Source organism: Mycobacterium sp. E1386 (assembly GCF_001672745.1).
Taxonomy (GTDB): domain Bacteria; phylum Actinomycetota; class Actinomycetes; order Mycobacteriales; family Mycobacteriaceae; genus Mycobacterium.
Window position 1 is genome coordinate 38,681 of record NZ_LZKH01000086.1, and the last position, 17,535, is coordinate 56,215.

Here is a 17,535-nt window from a genome sequence, read left to right on the forward strand (position 1 = left end):
AGCTATGACGACCATGCGCCGAACGCGACGAGAGGCCGGGCTGCCGCCGGCGCTGTGGACCTTCATCCTGTTCGCCTTCATCATTGGATTGGTTGTACTAACGACGGCCGCGTTCAACAGAGACCTCAGACCGTACGCCCGCGTGACCGTGACATCTGATCGTGCGGGCTTGGTCATGGAACCCGGCGCGAAGGTGAAGTTGCGCGGTGTGCAGGTCGGCCGGGTCTCGGCGGTTCAGCCCGGCAACCCTGTGAAACTCCAACTGGAGCTGTATCCCGAACAGCTGCAATACATTCCTGCCAACATCGGCGCGAAAATCACCGCCACTACCGCGTTTGGTGCCAAATACGTCGACCTACTTACCCCAAACACCCCGAGTCCAAAACGGCTAACGGCAGGGTCCGTTGTGCCCTCGAGCGACGTCAGCGTCGAGACAAACACGGTATTTCAGAACCTCGTGTCGGTGCTGAACCAGGTCGACGTGCCCAAACTCAACGCAGTGCTCACGGCCCTAGCCGATGGATTTCGCGGCAAAGGGCCTGTCGTCGGTGAGGCCATCACCGACCTCAACGAGGTGCTGCTAGCGGTCAATCCCCGCAGCGAGACGATCCGAGCCGACTTCGGCGCCCTGAAGGGATTCAGCGACACCTACAGCGCGGCAGCGCAAAACATTGTGTCCGTGTTGAATTCGGTCAGTACCACGAGCACCGCCATCACCGATGATGCCAAGCAACTTGACGCGCTGCTGCTCAACGTCAGCGGGCTTTCCCGCGCCGGCATCAACCTGATCGGCCCGAATAGGGACAACCTCGTACACGGTGTCAACTTGTTGGAATCCACCACCCGCCTGTTGATGAAGTACAACCCCGAACTCACCTGCACGATCGTCGGCGGGAAGAATGTGCTCGACGATTTCCTGCCCATTGCCGGTGGCCACACCGGCTATTCGGTCGTCCTCGACGTCGCGCTGTTGCTCGGCGACGATACCTACCAGTTCCCTGACAACCTGCCGATCAACGGCGCCAAAGGTGGGCCCGGCGGTCAGCCAGGGTGTGGATCGTTACCTGACGTCTATAAGAACTGGCCGCAGCGCTACCTGGTCACGAATACCGGGTGGGGCAGCGGGATGGATCTGCGGCCCAACCCCGGTATCGGTTTCCCCGGATACGTCGACTACTTCCCCGTCACGCGCGGGATACCCCGACCGCCGAGCATTCGGCATCCCGGCGGACCGGCGCCCGGCCCCATCCCTTATCCGGGGGCGCCTCCGTACGGGGCGCCGCAATACGCGCCCGATGGAACCCCGTTGTACCCCGGCTTGCCGCCGGCACCACCGCCAGGAAGGCCGCGCGAACCCGGTCCACCGCCTGCAGGGACCGAGCCCTTTGTGCCTCCGGCACCAGGGGGGACGCAGCCGACATGCGGAGTCGTCACCCAAGAGTGCGCGCCGCTGCCCCCACCGCCCTACACCCCAGCGCCTTAAGGCACCCCGCTCCAACGTGACCAGAGGAAAGTAGACATGCGAGAGAACTTGGTAGGCGCCCTCTGGCGCCTGACCATTTACTTGGTCGTGTGCCTGATCGGTGCGTTCGCACTGATCGCCGTCTTCGCCCAGTTGCGCTTCCAGCCGGAGAAGACCTACAAAGCTCAGTTTTCCAGCGTGTCCGGGCTCGAGAACGGAAACTTCGTTCGCATCGCCGGTGTCGACGTCGGCAAGGTCAAGAAGATCACCATCCAGCCCGACTCCACAGTCCTTGTCGAGTTCACCGCTGCTGACTCGGTAGTGCTCACCCAGGGCAGCAGGGCGGCGATTCGCTTCGCCGACCTCATCGGCGGTCGGTATGTGGCCCTCGAGGAGGGGGCCGGGGGCGTCACGCTCCTGCATCCCGGTGACACCATCCCGCTGAGTCGCACCGAGCCGGCGTTAGATCTCGACGCGCTCATCGGCGGCTTCCGACCTTTGTTCCGCGCGCTGGACCCCGACCAGGTGAATCGATTGACGGGTCAACTGATCGCCGCCTTCGATGGTCAGGGCGCCACCATCGGCTCGTTTCTCACCCAGGCCGCCGCCTTGACGAACACGCTGGCCGACCGCGATCAACTGATCGGTCAAGTCATCACCAACCTCAATACCGTCCTGGGTTCGCTCGGCGGGCAGAGCAAACAATTCGGCAAAGCGGTCGACTCCCTGGCTGAACTGGTGGAAGGCCTCAAGGCCCGCAAGCAGGACATCAGCAACGGTGTGGCCTACGCCAACGCCGCTGCGGCGTCGGTGGCCGACCTCCTGGCACAGGCCCGGCCGCCGCTGACGAAGGTAGTGCACGAAACGGATCGGACCACCTCGCTTGTGCTGGCCGATCGCGACTATTTCGACCATTACCTCGAGACCTGGCCTGAGGCATTCCAGATTCTCAATCGGCAGGGCATGTATGGAGACTTCTTCAGCTTCTATCTGTGCGACCTCGTGCTCAAGGTCAATGGCAAAGGGGGGCAACCGGTTTACATCAAGCTGGCCGGTCAGGCCACCGGGCGGTGCACGCCGAAATGAAGCCCTTCTCCGAACGCAATCCGCTCCTCATCGGCGCGGTCGGCCTCGGCGCCGTCCTAGTGCTCATGCTGCTGTCGGTGAACTACCAGAAGCTGCCGTTCTTCAACACCGGAAGGACTTATTCGGCCTACTTCGCCGAAGCGGGCGGTTTGCTGCCCGGTGACCACGTCCAAGTGTCGGGCTTTCGGGTCGGTCAGGTGTCCAGTGTGGACCTGGACGGAGCGCGCGTCCTGGTCAAATTCACTGTGGCCAACGGTGTCCGCCTCGGCGACCGCACCGAGGCGGCGATCAAATTACGGACGGTGCTCGGTACCAAACTTCTCGAAGTCACCCCGCGCGGGGACGGACAACTGGCCGGCCCGATTCCGCTCGGGAGAACCACCTCGCCCTATCAGTTACCCGACGCGCTAGGCGATCTCACCACCACCATCAGCGGATTGGACACCAAGCAACTGTCCAACTCGTTGGCCGTGCTGGCCAACACCTTCTCTGACACCCCGCCAGATCTGAAGGCGGCGGTGCAAGGAGTGGCTCGCTTTTCGAAGACCATCGACGAACGCGACAGCGAGCTGCGAAACTTGTTGGCTAACGCCGATAAAGCGACAAAGGTGTTGGCCGAACGCAGCGACGAAATCGTCAACCTCGTCGCCAACACCAATGCCCTGCTGGTGCAGCTGCGAAGCCAAAGCCGCTCATTGGAACAGATTTCGCACAATCTCTCGGCGCTGGCTCAGCAGCTCAAGGGGTTCATCAGCGAGAACCGCAGCACGCTCAAGCCTGCGCTCGACAAACTCAACGGCGTGCTCACGATCGTGGACAACCGCAAACAGAATGTGCAGAAGGCGATTACAGGGCTGAGCAGATACGCTCTGGGCCTGGGTGAATCGGTCTCGTCAGGCCCCTTCTTCAAGGCCTACCTGGCCAACCTGTTTCCTGGGCAGTTCGTGCAGCCATTCGTCGACGCCGCGTTCTCCGATCTCGGACTGGACCCCAATGTCCTTCTGCCCTCTCAACGCGCCGATCCCCAGACCGGGCAGCCGGCCACTCCTCCACTGCCGATTCCGTTCCCGCGGACCGGCCAGGGCGGCGACCCGCGCATGACCATCCCAGACGCCATCACCGGCAACCCCGGCGATCATTCGTGCGGTCCGCCCGGTGCGCCGTTACCCGGGCCTGGCTGCTATCCGTATCGGGAGCCGCCCGCAGCGCCCCCACCCGGCGGTCCCCCGCCAGGACCTCCCGCGCTGCCGGGTCCCGGCGAAGGACAGTCAACTGCGACTCCGGCCCCGCCGACCTCATTCGAAGTTGGTGGACAGTGAGGGCACCTAGGGCCAGACTCGTCGTAGCCGTCACCTTGGCGGCGGTGCTGGTTGGCGGAGTTATCACGGTGGTCCGCTCCGTCGGCATCGGGCGCACTTACGTCACCGGATACTTCGCCAACAGCACCGGCCTCTACGGCGGCGACGACGTCGTCATCCTTGGGGTGCGCGTCGGCAAGGTCGACAAGATCGAACCTTTGCCCGACGGTGTCAAGATCAGCTTCTGGTACGACGACAAATACAAGGTGCCCGCCGACGCGAAGGCGGTAATTTTGTCGCCATCACTGGTGACGCCGCGCTCCATCCAATTGACGCCGGCCTACACCGGAGGTGCGGTTCTGCCCGATCATGCGGTCATCCCTCAGCAGCGGACAGCTGTGCCGGTGGAATACGACGACTTTCGCCGACAACTGGAAAAGCTGACCGAGACCCTGCAGCCCACCCAACCGGGTGGTACCAGCACTCTTGGGGCGTTCATCAATACCGCGGCCGACAACCTGCGTGGTCAGGGACCCGATATCCGTGACACGATTATCAAGCTGTCGCAAGCGATTTCCGCTCTCGGCGACCACAGCAACGATCTGTTCAGCACCGTGAAGAATCTGTCGATCCTGGTCTCCGCGTTACATGACAGCAGCGACCTGTTAGGGCAGTTGAACCAGAATCTGGCTGCGACAACCGGCCTGCTGGCCGAAGATCCCAACCAAGTCGGCAATGCGATTCACGATCTCGATGACATCGCCGACGACGTCCGAAACTTTGTGGCCGATAACCGAGAGGCGTTGGGTACGACCTCGGACAAGCTGGCCTCGGTATCTGCAGCGCTCAACGACAGCCTTGACGATGTCAAACAAGTTCTGCACACCGCCCCGACAGCGTTCCAAAACTTCTTGAACATCTACCAACCCGCACAGGGGACACTGACCGGCGCGCTTGCGCTCAACAACTTCGCTAATCCGATTCAATTCCTATGCTCAGCAGTCCAGGCGGCGTCGCGCCTGGGCAGCAAGCAGTCAGCCAAATTGTGTGTGCAGTATCTGGCGCCCATCATCAAAAACCGCCAGTACAACTTCCCGCCCCTAGGAGAAAACCTGTTCGTCGGCGCCTCGGCGCGCCCCAACGAAATCACATATAGCGAGGATTGGCTGCGGCCGGACTACGTTCCCCCGCGACCACCGGCCTCGGCCAACTCGCCTGAGGCTGCCGATCCGGCCAACCCCGCAGCCCCGGCTGTCGCTCCACCGGCGCCAGAGGGACCGGCCGCGCCGCCGATCAATCAATCCGTTCCTACCAATCCGGCCGATGGCCTGCGAGGAATGATGACGCCACCCGGAGGTGGACAGTGAGTCGAGCACAGATCTGCCGGCGTGTCGCGACGGCGCTCGTGGCGACACTGGCGTTGGCCGCGCTCGCTGGCTGCGACTTCCGTGGCGCAAACTCGTTTACCCTTCCAGGAACCAAAGGCCAGGGCCCCGGCGCCTACACGATTCAAGCGCAGATGCCCGATGTCCAGAATTTGCAGCGGAATTCGCGTGTCCGGGTCAACGATGTCACCGTCGGTAATGTCACCAAGATCGAGCTTCAGGGCTGGCATGCCCTGGTCACTATGACCATAGACGGCGACGTTGACCTGCCGGCCAACGCGAGCGCCACCATCGGTCAAACCAGCTTGCTCGGGTCAGTGCACGTCGAACTGGCGCCACCGAGAGGTGTGCCACCCCAAGGGAAGCTCAGGAATGGATCACTCATTCGGTTGACGTCGGCCAACAGCTATCCCTCGACCGAACGGACACTGGCCGGGGTTTCACTGCTGCTTAACGGCGGCGGTCTCGGTCAGCTCCAAGACATTACGAAATCATTGGGCACCGCATTTACCGGTCGCGAGCAAGACTTGCGAAGCCTGCTCGGGCAGCTTGATAAGTTCGTCGGCTACCTCAACGATCAAAAAGCGGACATCATCGCCGCAACCGACAGCCTCAACAACCTTGTCGGGCAATTCGCCGACCAAAGGCCTGTGATCGACAAGGCGCTCAAGACCGTGCCGGACGCCTTGGCTGTGTTGGCTCATGAGCGGGACAACCTCGCCCAAGCGCTGGGCGACGTAGGCAAATTCGGTGCGCTTGCCGCTGACTCGGTGAACAAAACCAAGGAGAACCTGATCAAGGAGCTCAAGGACCTCGGCCCGGTGCTGCAGTCGTTGGCCGACGCTGGGCCGGCCCTGACTCGCGCACTCGGTTTCTACGGAACCTTCCCGTGGCCACGGGACACCATGAGCAAATGGCTGCGTGGGGACTACGCCAACTTGACCGCGGTGATCGACCTGACCCTGAGTCGGCTCGACGCCTCGTTTTTCACCGGAACACGCTTTGAGTGCAACCTGACCGAGCTAGAGCTCCAGTGGGGCCGCACCATCGGCCAGATGCCCAGCCCCTGTACCGGAGGTGGGCCCTACAACCCCGGCAACCCGCTGGTTGTTCCCTACCACTTCAACCAAGGGCCGTGACATCGTGCTGACTAGACGGGTCAAGATACAGCTGGTGGTCTTCGCGGCGCTGAGCCTGACCGCCGCCACCATCATGTTCTTCGGCTTCATCCAAGTACCTACCGTGTTTTTCGGAGTGGACCGCTACACCGTGACGCTCCAGCTGCCCCAAGCGGGTGGTCTCTATGAGGGCGGCAACGTCACCTACCGCGGTGTCGAGATCGGTCGGGTGCAGGCTGTGCGGCTGACCGATAGCGGCGCCCAGGCTGTGCTGCAACTGAATTCGGACATCAAGGTCCCCGCCGACCTCAATGCTGAAGTGCACAGCGTGTCGGCCGTCGGTGAACAATATGTGGAGTTGCTACCGCGCAGCGGCAAAGGGCCGTCGTTGAAGAACGGCGACATGATCTCGGCCGACCGGACCTATGTACCGCCAGACATCAACTCACTGTTGGGCGCAACTAATCGGGGCTTGACGGCGATCCCGCGCGACAACTTGAAAACCGTGGTCGACGAATCCTATGTGGCCGTCGGCGGCCTCGGTCCCGAACTGTCTCGGTTGGTGAGCGGGACGGCGAACCTGTCGATCGATGCCCGCAAGAATCTGGACGCCATCGTCGACTTGATCGACAAGTCCAAGCCGGTGCTCGACAGCCAAACCGACTCGGCGGATGCGGTTCAAGCATGGGCCGCACACCTCGCGACCATCACAGGTGAGTTGCGCGACAACGATTCTTCGGTGCGTGGCCTTCTCCAAAAGGGTAGTCCAGCGGCCGCGGAGGGCCGGGCGTTGTTCGACCGGCTCAACCCCACGCTGCCTATTGTGTTGGCCAATCTGGTCAGTGTCGGGCAGGTGGGCGTCACCTACCGGGACAATTTGGAATCAATCCTGGTCGAGTTGCCACAGGGGGCGGCTGACATCTTGTCCATCGCCGTGCCCAACAAGAACACCAAACAGGCTTACAACGGGGGATTCCTGAGCTTCAACCTCAACCTCAACTGGCCACCGGTATGTAGCACCGGATTCCTGCCGGCCCAGCAACAGCGGTCGCCCAGCTACGAGGACTATCCGGATCCTCCGAAGGGAGACTTTTACTGCCGGGTGCCCCAAGACTCCATGCTCAATGTGCGTGGCGCCCACAACTATCCGTGCGAAACCCGCCCCGGTAAGCGGGCCCCGACGGTGAAACTGTGCGAAAGCGACCAGACCTACGTCCCCCTCAACGACGGCTTCAACTGGAAGGGGGATCCCAACGCGACATATACCGGTCAAGGCGTCCCGCAGTTCGCGCCCGGTGAGGAACCACCCGGGCAGGCACCGCCGCAATCACCCCCGGGACCGTTGCCGCCACCAATTGCCGCAGTTCAATACGACCCAGCCACAGGCATGTACATGGGGCCAGATGGGCGCATGTACACCCAGAGCGACCTCGCCCGCGGCAGCAGAAAGGAGCAAACATGGCAAAGCATGCTGGTGCCACCCAAGAGGAACTGAGTTACGTGGAAATGCTTGGAGCCGCGTCCGACTCGTCCAACAGCACTGACGAGAGCTCGTCACCACCACTCGATGACGCCGCGGACAACCACGAAGGCGCGGAGGCGCCACCGGTCTCCAAGACTGCTCCGGGAAAGGGGCGAAGCGGGGAAATCCCGTCTCACAACGAGTCTCGTGCCGAGGACGGCGGTGCCGACCGCGATGAAGAAGGCGACGCGTCGATCAAGAAGCCTAGATCGCCGGTCCGCTTAGCGGTCATCCTGGTGTTGGTCACAGTTGTCGGTTTGGGAGCCCTGGCCGGTTGGTTCGGGTTCCAGGAACACAAGGCCCGCCAGGCTCAGCAGCAGCGTGAGTTGCTGGTTCGAGTGGCGAGGCAAGGCGCACTGAATTTGACCACTATCGATTGGCAGCATGCCGACACCGATGTCAAGCGCATTCTCGACAGTGCGACCGGCACTTTCTACGAAGATTTCTCGCATCGATCTCAGCCTTTCATGGATGTCGTGAAGAAGGCGCAGTCGACGTCGGTGGGAACGATCACCGAGGCCGGTCTGGAATCAGAGTCGGGGGACGAAGCTCAAGTGCTGGTTGCTGTTTCGGTAAAGACGTCCAATCGCGGTGCATCCGAACAGGATCCGAGGCACTGGCGGATGCGAATTACCGTACAGAAGCTTGGCGGCGAGGCCAAGGTTTCCAACGTCGCTTTCGTGCCATGACAGTTGCGCGGACGGGTGAAGCGGCGATGACCATGGCCATGAATCGGGAAGGAAAGAAGCGCAGTGCGAGTTAAAAGTCGTTCCGCCGTCGAGCAGGACGAAGCGGACGTTGCCCAGGAGAACGCTGGTCAGGTCGCTGCTGAAAGCAGTGACGCTGAGGAGACCGGTGGCGGTGAGGACGCCCTCGACCTCGAAGACACTGAGGCACCAGAGGATAAATCCCCCGAGGGGGACGATGCCCAGCACTCGGAAGGCGATCAGCCACCGGCAGGTAAGCGAATCAAGTGGTTGCGTGTGGTGGCCTTCAGCGTGTTACCCATCTTGCCTCTGGTGATTGCAGGTGCTGCCGGCTACCTCAAGTGGCAAGACGCCTGGGTCCGCGGATCAGGCGTCGCCGGCATCGAGTCCGTTGCCGCCGCTAAGGATTCCACTGTAGCGATACTCTCATACCAGCCCGACAGCGTCGAGAAGGATCTGGGAGTCGCCCGTGACCGGCTGACTGGTCAATTCAAGGACTCCTACAGCCAACTGATTCACGATGTGGTGATACCCGGCGCCAAGAAGGACCACATTGCGTCGATCGCGACCGTTCCCGCCGCTGCCTCGGTGTCAGCAAATCCTAACCACGCGGTTGCCCTGGTGTTCGTCAATCAGGCCGTGACCGTTGGCAATGATGCTCCTACCGATACGGCGTCCGCGGTGCGAGTGACTCTCGACAAGAGCGGCGCGCGCTGGCTGATCTCCGCCTTCGATCCCATCTAAGTCAAAGGCTTATGACGTCCATTCTCCGATGAGGTCATCGACGGTGGTTAACCGGCCGAGTACGGCAATAGTGTTGTCCAGCACCTGGTCTCCATACTCGGCCGGCGTACCCGAAACGGCGTCGCGCGGGACAACGAGTGCGAAGCCAGCCTGAGTGATATGTCCCGCGGAGATCGGGAGTGCGAGGTTCAACGAGACACCGGTGAGCACGATCGTCCGCACCCCGAGACCCCTGAGGACTGGCAACAGCTCGGAATCCATGGTGGGGAACAAACCGTGGTGGCGCGGTAGCACCAGGTCGGTCGGCGCGAACAGCTCGGAAAGCACCTGAGTTTCAGGCGAACCGGGCGCCCATGCCGCAGTGGCTGGTCCCAGTAACCGCCAAATGCGTGCGGTGCCCGTGTGCCCGCCGCCCAGGGTGCCTTCATAGGTGGCATGGACCACCCTCACGCCGGAGATCCGCGCCGCGTCGAGGAGCCGGCGGAGGTTTCCGACGAGTCCCGCGCTGTCCGAGGCGAGCTGTGGGAGTACCGATTCGGGCCCTAGCACGCCGTTCTGGCACTCGACACATACCACTGCAACGGTGGGGAGCGTGCTCGAGGTGGCCACCGGTCAATATCTCAGCATTAGCGAGCCAAGGGCGAAAGTGTTCGCCGGAAAGTCGATCTCGGGCTCGCAGCCCCGGGCCACCTCGAATTCGGGCACGCGCTTCAGCCACTCCTCGATGATCAGGCTCAGCTCCAGTCGTGCCAGATGGGAGCCGAGACAGCGGTGCGGTCCGCCGCCGAATCCCCAGTGCGGATGGATCTTTCCGTCCATGACCACCTGGTTAGCTGAGATCTCGTCACTGTCGTCGCGATTGATCGCCGCCAGACACAGGCGTAGCTTTGTGTCAGCCGGAAGCGCCACGCCGCCGATGGTCACCTCCCGAGTGGTCACTCGCGGCACGATCGGGGCGGGCGGCTCCAGCCTGACCATCTCCTCGACGAAAACTCGGATCTCTTCAGGGGTTTCCCGCAACGCCCGCCGAAGTTCAGGGTTGCGGGCCAGTTCCAATAAGGCGAAGCCCATCGAAGCGGTGACCGTGTCGAGGCCCGCCAGGACGAAGAGGAAGCTCAGTCCGATCGCTTCGGCGTCGTCGAGCGGGTCATCTCCGCTGAGCACATGAGACAGCAGGTCGTTCCCCGGATTTTGGCGGCGCTCATTGATCGCCTCCGAGACGTAGGTGACCAGTTCGAGTGCGGGCGTTAGGTCGGCGCCCTCCATTGAGGGCAGCTCCGACAGCGCGATCACGTTGTCCTTCCACGCGATCAGGCGGTCGCGGTCCTTCAGCGGCAGGCCGAACAACGTGAGGAACACCTGCGACGGGTAGGGGATCGCGATGTCGGCCATGACGTCGCACTCGTGCTTCGCGGCGGCCGCCTCGACGATGGAGATCGCCTGTTCCTGCAGCGAGGGCAGCATGTCCTTAAGCGTGTGCGGGCTGAAGAACGGCTGCAGGATCTTCCGGAATCGTGTGTGTTCGGGTGGGTCGAATGAGATTGGGACCAGCGGCAGGGGACTGCCGAGCTCGTCGAATGCCTTCTTCGACGAGAACGTGCTTGGATCGCGCAACGCCGTGAGGACATCCTCCCGTCGGGTCAGGTAGTACCACCCGTCCATGTACACCACGGGGCCGGCGTCGCGCACCACCTCCCAGCCGACTCCCCGGTCGGCGGCCATCGGCAATTTCGCCCATTCAAGTTCGGCCACGCCTGCGATCGTTCGTGCCTTCTGGTCGGTGCTCATAGTCGTCCTATCCCTCAGAACGCCGATCGGTGCAGTCCACCGTCGACCTCAATCCACGCCCCTGTGATGTATCCCGCGGTCTCCGAACACAAATACGTGATGAGCGACGCGATTTCGCGAGGTTGGCCCATCCGTGCCGCGGGGACGCGGGCCTGCGTCAGCATGAAGTCACGGCGCTGCTGCTCATCGGCGGTGCCCAGGTTCTTCTCGAGATAGGCGATCGCGTTGTCGGTCTCGATCCAGCCCGGGGCGACGGTATTGACCGTGATGCCGTAACGGGCGTACTCGTCGGAAACCGTTTTGAGCAATCCGGTCGTGGATGGCCTGGTGGCGTTGGCGACCACATGGTGGATGTTCCCCGTCGGCTCCTTGGCAGTAGCCGATCCGATGTGCACAAAGCGGCCCCAGCCCGCTTCCCGCATCGCGGGAAGGACCGCACGGAGCAGGAAGATCTGGCTCATTGTGTACGCCTCGAACGACTCTCGATAGGCGTTCAGATCTTCGATGTCGGCGAAGTCGCCGGGATGCTGGTAGATGGCTTGTCCGATGACGATCAGTGGTGGCCCGAACTCGTTGCCGACCTGGCGGATCGCGTCGCCGAGCGCCTCGGGCTCACTGACGTCGGCGCACACACCGACGGCCATGCCCTTCTCGCGCCGGATCTCCTGCACGGCGGCATCGACGTCGGCCTTTGTTCTTGCCAGCACCGAAACTCGACACCCCTCGGCCGCAAGCATCCGCGCGACCTCGAAACCGATGCCCTTGCTCCCGCCGACGACCAGCGCCGACTTGCCCCGTATCCCGTAGTCCACGAACGTCGTCCCCTATCGGCGGACGTCCATGCCGGCGTCGACCTTGAGCAGGCTTCCGGTGAACGACCGACCCAGATCGGAGATCAGGAACAGAATGGCGTTGCTGACGTCTTTGGGCTCGATCATCGGAAAGTCGGGCAGCGCCGTCTGCATCGCATTTGCCAGGTGCGGATTCGCTTCAATGACCTTGAACAGTGCGGGGTTCTCGGTCACCATCGGCGTCATGCAGTTGGTCGGGGCGACGGCGTTGACCCGGATCCGGTCGGCTGCGAGCAAATTCGCATACGCGCGCACCAGGCCGGTGATCGCCAGCTTTGCCATGGTGTAGGCGTCGGAGCCGCCTCGACCGTCGGTCATGTCCAGTAACGCCGCCATCGAACTGGTCGCGACGAGGTTGCCTCCCTCGCCACGTTCCCTCATGTGGGGGATGGCGACCTGGAAAGTGTTCCACACGCCGATCTGCATGATGTCGATTCCGACCCGCAGCGCCTCGGAGGCGTCCACCTCATCGACATTGGTGAGGATGACGCCCGCGTTGGCGATCACCGTATCGATGTGGCCGAACTGTTGGACGCCCGTGTCGAAGGCGGCCTGCAGCGCGGCTTTGTCCCGCACGTCGGCCTGCGCTGTAAGCATCTGCTGGCCGGTCTTTTCGACCAGGCGGCCCGTTTCCTCCAGGTCCTCGAGAGTGCCGAGCTGGTAGGGCACGACGTCGAGGTCGTGGCAAATGTCCACACCGACGATGTTCGCGCCCTCCTCCGCGCACATGACGGCATGTGACCGTCCCTGTCCACGGGCCGCACCGGTGATGAAGACGACCCGACCGTCGAGCAAGGCCATGAAGTGCTCCCCTCGTTACCATCGATTGCCCTGAATGTGCCGCACAGTCTTACACGGTGTGACCCGCGCCACGAAAGGATGATACGCGTCTGGGTCCGAAATATACAACTATTTTGATAATTCAAGTCGGCGCACCTGGGGGAGGCGCCGGCCGCGAGAAGTCAACGCGGAGTAAAACGTTGTGCGCCGTCAAGACGCATCACTTCACCGTTGACGTACCCGTTCGTTAGCAGGAAGACCGCAGCGTCAGCGAACTCGGCAGGAGCCCCGAGGCGTTTGGGGAAGGGCACGTTCGCGGCGAACTTCGCGATCGCCTCTTCTCCGACCGACTCCATGATCGGCGTCTTCATCGTCCCGGGGGCGATCGTGTTCACCCGAATGGCAGCGGAGCTGAGGTCGCGCGCAGCGGCGATCGTCAATCCGATCACACCGGCTTTCGCCGCGGCGTAAGCGGTTTGACCGATCTGGCCCTCGTATCCGGCGATGGACGCCGTGAGGACCAACGCGCCTCGCTCGCCGTCGGCTTGCGGCTCCGCGGCCGCGACGGAAGCGGCGACGAGCCGAGCGACGTTGTAGGTCCCGTTGAGATAGAGATCGATGGTTTTGGTGAAGCCGGCAAAATCGGCCGGGCTGCCGTCGCGTTGCACAATGCGTTGCGCGACGCCGAATCCACCGTGTGCGACGACGGCATACCGCAGCTGGCCGAGTTGGTTCGCCTGTTCGATCGCTTCGCTGACCGAGTCTTCGCTCGTCACGTCCGTACTCACGAAAGCCGCGCGGCTGCCCAACTCGTCAGCGAGCGCCTTGCCCTTGTCGGCGGCGAGATCGGCGATCACCACGCCGAGGCCTTCGGCATGCAATCGCCGCACGGTGGCCTCACCGAGGCCCCCCGCGCCTCCGCTGACGATCGCGGACGCACCGTTGAATTTCTCGACTGTCACTGTTACTCCTTCTGAGTTGACTGCACCGGTCACACATTGCCGATTACCAGGTCCCACGGATCGGTGGCGCTCAGGGCCATTCGTCCGAGCCGACGCGCGTAGCCGGACGTCGTGCCGTAATCGTTGCTCCAGCTCTGCGCGCGCAGTGTTACCGATGACAACGGATGTTCGGCGGTCACGCCGATCGCACCGTGAAGTTGGTGGGCGATGGTCGTGACCGGTGGGACAGCCCGACCTACAGCGACCCGTGCGACGGCGACCGCGAACTCCGTCTCGCGACAACCGAACCCATATTCAGCGGCAGCCACGACGGCAAGCGTGGCGGCGGCTCGAGCGCGTTCGATCTCACCGGCCATCGCGGCAAGAGCATGCTGGACGGACTGAAACTTGCTCAGCGGCCGGCCGAATTGCATTCGTTCCCTCGTGTGCGTCACCGACATCGCTGCTGCCGCATCGAGCGCCCCGACGACCTGTACGCAGCGACACCATGAGCCGCGGAGCGACAACTCGGTGGCGACGGCCGGTTCGACGATGGCGAGCTCGTCGGCGGCCAGGTCGAAAGCCAGTCGATCGCGTGGCTCACCGGCCAGGTTGTAGCTCTCCTCCAGCTGGGCGCGGTCGATGTCGACGATGCCCACGCGCGTTTCGTCGTGGCCTCGCGCGAGAAGCAGCACGGCGGAGCATGCGCGCGTCCACGGAATGTCACTTGCCGTCCCGAGGATGCGCCCCCCATAAGCGTCCGCGTCAGCGATTGCGACGGTGAGTGGTCCTTCCGGCAGTTCGATGCCCGCCCGGTTTCCGAGCCAGCCTGCCAGAGCGTCGGTTTCGGCCAACGGGACCGCGCCCGCGTGCCGGGCGATGCCGGAGAGCGCAATGGCAAGCTCACGCGGCCCCGCGCCCAGATCCGCGGTGCTCGTCAACCGGGCCAGCCCCGTGTCCTTGAGGCTGTGCCACAACTCCGCGTCGAATTGCTCGGGAATTCTGCGCTGGCCGATCCGGGCATCGAACGATCGCCGCCCGATATCGTCGACCAGCTGCCGCAGCTCGGCATGTTCGTCATCGGCGGTGTCGGTCGCGAACACGCCCTTCGAAAAGGCCGTCACCGCAGCCCCATTCCGCGTGCGACAACACCGCGCAACACCTCGTTGGTGCCACCGCGCAAGGTGAACAGGGGCTTGTGCAGCGCAGCGGTGGCCGCCAGCGCCGCCAGCTCCGGTGTCGGTGCCACCTGGTCGAGCATGTCGCTGATCACGTCGATCGATTCCTGCTCGAACCGGGTGCCGAGATCCTTGACCAGTGCCGCCTGATTCGCCGCGTCCTTGTTCTCACTGAGCGTGCGTGCCACCCAGACCGACAGCTGTCGCAACGAGATCAGCCGTCCCACAAGGTTTCCGACGACCCCGGCGGTGGCGTCATCGGTGTCGCCAGAGCTGCTCAACAGCCGGATCGCCGCCGTGATCAGCGGCGCGGTCGATAAGATCCTTTCGGGCCCGCTGCGCTCGAAGGACAGTTCAGCGGTCACCTGGTGCCATCCTTGGCCGACCTCGCCTAGCACGTCGCCGTCCGGCACGAAGACCTCCTCGAAGGCGACTTCGTTGAAATGATGGTCGCCGTTCATCAGCAGGATCGGTTCGATCCGCACGCCTTTGGCGTCGCAGGGAACGAGGAACTGACTGAAGCCGTCGTGCCGTCGTTGCGGGTCCGGTGGACTCGTCCTGGCGAGCACCACAACCTGATGGGCGTGGTGTGCCCCACTAGTCCAGACCTTGGTACCCGTGAGCAGCCAGCCGCCGTCGGTTCTGGTCGCCTTGGTCCGTACGGCCGCGAGGTCGGAGCCGGCGCCGTGTTCGCTCATGCCGATGGAGGAGTAGAAGGTCCCGGCAGCGATGCGTGGCAGCAGCCGCTCGCACTGTTCCTCGCTGCCATAGGCCAACAGGCCGGGAACGACCTGTCGGTCGGCGACCCAGTGCGCCGCGATCGGGGCACCCGCCGCCAGCAATTCCTCGGTCACCACGTAGCGATGGAGGTGCGTCAACCCCCGTCCGCCGTACTTCTCGGGAATGATCAGCCCGACAAGACCGGCCGCGCCGAGGCGCGCGCTGAATCCCTCGTCCCACTGTCCGAGCCAGGAGTCGACGTCGGGCGCCCAGCCGTATTCTGCCCGGTCAGCCTGCAGGAACCCCCGTACCGATGCACGCAGCTCGGCGAGTTCTGCTTCGTTGGCGCGTAGCGCGTCGAATTGACTCACGGATCAACCTATAAGGCCGGTACCGGCGTGGACGGCAGATAGAAGTTCGGCGTCAGGTCATCCTCGTGGGCGGCGAGTCGATAGCCGGCGAAGTCGTCGATGCCTTCCTCGCGCAGCACCTCCTCGTCGGTGTAGAAGTGGCCGGTGCAATCGGCGGGCCGGGTGATCAATGCGTGCAGCGCGTCGGCCATGATTCGTGGGTCTCGCGCTTGCGCGCGCACTCCGTCGCCCATCGCGACAATCATCCCCGTGCTGGCCACAGTGACGGCGGGCCACAGCGAATTCACCGCGATGGGTACCGACGCGAATTCCGCTGCCCAGCCCAGCGTCAACAGGCTTTCGGCGTACTTGCCCACCGTGTGGCCGACGTGTGAGCCGACCCAGCGTGGCTCCAGATTCACCGGAGGCGAGACGTTGACGATGTGCGCGTTGTCGGAGCGCAGCAGGTATGGCAGCGCCGCTTGCACTACCGCGAAGGGCCCTTCGACGTTGATCTCCAGCAGACGGCGGAAATTCTTGGGAGGCAACTTGGACGTGGGGCGCAGATCCAGTGCGCCGGCATTGTTGACCACGGCGTCGATGCCGCCGAACGCCTCTGCCACCTCTGCCACGGCCGATACCACCGCCTCCGGATCGCGAACGTCACACACCACCGGCAGTGGCCGGCCACCTGCCTCGCGAACGGCGTCCGCCGACTCGCCGAGGGTGCCGGGCAGTTTGGCGTTCGGGGCGTTGGTCTTCGCCAGTAGAGCAACGGCTGCGCCGTCGGCAGCGGCGCGCACCGCTATTGCGCGGCCGATGCCACGGCTTGCACCGGTCACCACCAGTACGCGGTTGTTGAGGGTGCGAGACCTGTCCACCGTCTTGGGGCTCCTCTCGGCCGCGGGCGCGAACGTATTCGCTTGAATGCTATAACTATATATCTCATTTGATCTACGACCGCGGCGGGCTCCGTCGCGCAGGAGCGAGGCACGATGACCCACTTCATCTCGATCGGCACTTATGCGCCGCCGTGGTGCAAGGGCGACCGGCGGGTCAAAGGACCCGACGAGGACGCGCTCACCATGGCTGTGGCGGCCGGCCGGGCTTCCGACGCTGATGCTATTGCCCGTCGCGTAATCCTGGTCTCCCGCGACTTTCCGCTCATCGAAGGCGGCAACGGCGCAGTCCTGCTGGCTGCGCTGTACCTGCCGGCCGACACGCCGATCACGGAGGTGCTCGGCGGCGCGCCCGCCACCGCGGCCACCACGGGGCCACCGGCCAGCTCGAGCCGGCTCATGGTGCCCCGGATCCCGACCTCACGCTGCAGGCGCGGGTCGGCATAGGAATGACACTTGCCGTCGCCGCTCCGCGCCACCAGCGGCAGGCTCCTCGTCTGACGTCCGACCGCGGTCAACGTGGGTTCGCCGTCGCCGATCAACACGGCAGCCGCACCCACCGCCCCGTCGTTGTCGTCGGCCGCAATCACCAGCGTGCCGGGCGACGCCGTCACGAGCTGGTCCAGGACGGCGGGCGCGCCGCCGAGCACCTCCGTGATCGGCGTGTCGGCCGGCAGGTACAGCGCAGCCAGCAGGACTGCGCCGT

The 17,535-nt window shown here is 63.6% G+C and carries 16 protein-coding genes and 1 pseudogene; 8 read left to right on the forward strand and 9 right to left on the reverse strand.

Translation table 11 applies throughout. From position 1 onward, the window contains the following. Positions 1 to 13 precede the first annotated feature (13 nt). The 8 genes from A5709_RS10175 to A5709_RS10210 all read left to right on the forward strand — a co-directional run bounded on the left by A5709_RS10175 (position 14) and on the right by A5709_RS10210 (position 9,322). Complete coding sequence (locus A5709_RS10175; RefSeq protein ID WP_068012546.1) at positions 14 to 1,483, forward strand: MCE family protein; 1,470 nt, start codon at positions 14 to 16, stop codon at positions 1,481 to 1,483. 36 nt (positions 1,484 to 1,519) lie between these two features. After that, the gene (locus tag A5709_RS10180) at positions 1,520 to 2,548 is read left to right on the forward strand and encodes an MCE family protein (RefSeq protein WP_068012466.1); all 1,029 of its coding nucleotides are present in this window, start codon (positions 1,520 to 1,522) and stop codon (positions 2,546 to 2,548) included. Next, positions 2,545 to 3,867 (forward strand): MCE family protein, encoded by a 1,323-nt coding sequence (locus A5709_RS10185; protein WP_068119756.1) that lies wholly within the window; start codon positions 2,545 to 2,547, stop codon positions 3,865 to 3,867. The genes A5709_RS10180 and A5709_RS10185 overlap by 4 nt, the downstream gene beginning before the upstream one ends. Then, positions 3,864 to 5,213 (forward strand): virulence factor Mce family protein, encoded by a 1,350-nt coding sequence (locus A5709_RS10190; protein WP_068012468.1) that lies wholly within the window; start codon positions 3,864 to 3,866, stop codon positions 5,211 to 5,213. Before A5709_RS10185 ends, A5709_RS10190 begins: the two co-directional genes overlap by 4 nt. 38 nt (positions 5,214 to 5,251) lie before the next feature. Next, complete coding sequence (locus A5709_RS10195; RefSeq protein ID WP_231972181.1) at positions 5,252 to 6,370, forward strand: MCE family protein; 1,119 nt, start codon at positions 5,252 to 5,254, stop codon at positions 6,368 to 6,370. A 1-nt stretch (position 6,371) separates the two neighbouring features. Beyond that, positions 6,372 to 7,844, forward strand: a complete 1,473-nt coding sequence (locus A5709_RS10200) for an MCE family protein (RefSeq protein ID WP_068012550.1) — start codon at positions 6,372 to 6,374, stop codon at positions 7,842 to 7,844. Then, positions 7,808 to 8,560 carry an Mce protein gene (locus A5709_RS10205; protein WP_068012471.1) on the forward strand — a complete coding sequence of 251 codons (753 nt, stop codon included), beginning with the start codon at positions 7,808 to 7,810 and terminating at the stop codon, positions 8,558 to 8,560. Before A5709_RS10200 ends, A5709_RS10205 begins: the two co-directional genes overlap by 37 nt. A 63-nt stretch (positions 8,561 to 8,623) precedes the next feature. Then, the gene (locus A5709_RS10210) at positions 8,624 to 9,322 is read left to right on the forward strand and encodes a hypothetical protein (RefSeq protein WP_068119739.1); all 699 of its coding nucleotides are present in this window, start codon (positions 8,624 to 8,626) and stop codon (positions 9,320 to 9,322) included. 9 nt (positions 9,323 to 9,331) lie between these two features. On the opposite strand, the gene A5709_RS10215 is transcribed toward A5709_RS10210, so the two are convergent. The 9 genes and pseudogenes from A5709_RS10215 to A5709_RS27390 form a co-directional block, all read right to left on the reverse strand. After that, on the reverse strand, positions 9,332 to 9,931 hold the full coding sequence (locus A5709_RS10215) for an isochorismatase family protein (RefSeq protein WP_068119741.1): 600 nt from the start codon (positions 9,929 to 9,931) through the stop codon (positions 9,332 to 9,334). A gap of 3 nt (positions 9,932 to 9,934) precedes the next feature. Beyond that, positions 9,935 to 11,110 carry a cytochrome P450 gene (locus tag A5709_RS10220; protein ID WP_068119743.1) on the reverse strand — a complete coding sequence of 392 codons (1,176 nt, stop codon included), beginning with the start codon at positions 11,108 to 11,110 and terminating at the stop codon, positions 9,935 to 9,937. 14 nt (positions 11,111 to 11,124) lie between these two features. Then, positions 11,125 to 11,922, reverse strand: a complete 798-nt coding sequence (locus A5709_RS10225) for an SDR family oxidoreductase (RefSeq protein WP_068012477.1) — start codon at positions 11,920 to 11,922, stop codon at positions 11,125 to 11,127. Positions 11,923 to 11,934: 12 nt separating this feature from the next. Then, on the reverse strand, positions 11,935 to 12,762 hold the full coding sequence (locus A5709_RS10230; RefSeq protein ID WP_068012478.1) for a mycofactocin-coupled SDR family oxidoreductase: 828 nt from the start codon (positions 12,760 to 12,762) through the stop codon (positions 11,935 to 11,937). Between the two features lie 161 nt (positions 12,763 to 12,923). Then, the gene (locus tag A5709_RS10235; protein ID WP_068119745.1) at positions 12,924 to 13,703 is read right to left on the reverse strand and encodes an SDR family oxidoreductase; all 780 of its coding nucleotides are present in this window, start codon (positions 13,701 to 13,703) and stop codon (positions 12,924 to 12,926) included. 29 nt (positions 13,704 to 13,732) lie between these two features. Then, on the reverse strand, positions 13,733 to 14,806 hold the full coding sequence (locus A5709_RS10240; protein ID WP_068119747.1) for an acyl-CoA dehydrogenase family protein: 1,074 nt from the start codon (positions 14,804 to 14,806) through the stop codon (positions 13,733 to 13,735). Continuing rightward, a complete protein-coding gene (locus A5709_RS10245; protein WP_068119748.1) occupies positions 14,803 to 15,951 on the reverse strand; it encodes an acyl-CoA dehydrogenase family protein in 1,149 nt (382 codons plus the stop codon). Before A5709_RS10245 ends, A5709_RS10240 begins: the two co-directional genes overlap by 4 nt. 8 nt (positions 15,952 to 15,959) lie before the next feature. Then, complete coding sequence (locus tag A5709_RS10250) at positions 15,960 to 16,811, reverse strand: SDR family oxidoreductase (RefSeq protein ID WP_068119750.1); 852 nt, start codon at positions 16,809 to 16,811, stop codon at positions 15,960 to 15,962. A 362-nt stretch (positions 16,812 to 17,173) separates the two neighbouring features. Continuing rightward, positions 17,174 to 17,535: pseudogene (locus A5709_RS27390) on the reverse strand (hypothetical protein); the annotation flags it as partial.

Bases quoted from the DNA above. Each gene is read 5' to 3' on its own strand.
- A5709_RS10185 (WP_068119756.1), top strand. From the start codon at position 2,545: ATGAAGCCCTTCTCCGAACGCAATCCGCTCCTCATCGGCGCGGTCGGC.
- A5709_RS10230 (WP_068012478.1), bottom strand. From the start codon at position 12,762: ATGGCCTTGCTCGACGGTCGGGTCGTCTTCATCACCGGTGCGGCCCGT.
- A5709_RS10180 (WP_068012466.1), top strand. From the start codon at position 1,520: ATGCGAGAGAACTTGGTAGGCGCCCTCTGGCGCCTGACCATTTACTTG.
- A5709_RS10205 (WP_068012471.1), top strand. From the start codon at position 7,808: ATGGCAAAGCATGCTGGTGCCACCCAAGAGGAACTGAGTTACGTGGAA.
- A5709_RS10220 (WP_068119743.1), bottom strand. From the start codon at position 11,110: ATGAGCACCGACCAGAAGGCACGAACGATCGCAGGCGTGGCCGAACTT.
- A5709_RS10175 (WP_068012546.1), top strand. From the start codon at position 14: ATGCGCCGAACGCGACGAGAGGCCGGGCTGCCGCCGGCGCTGTGGACC.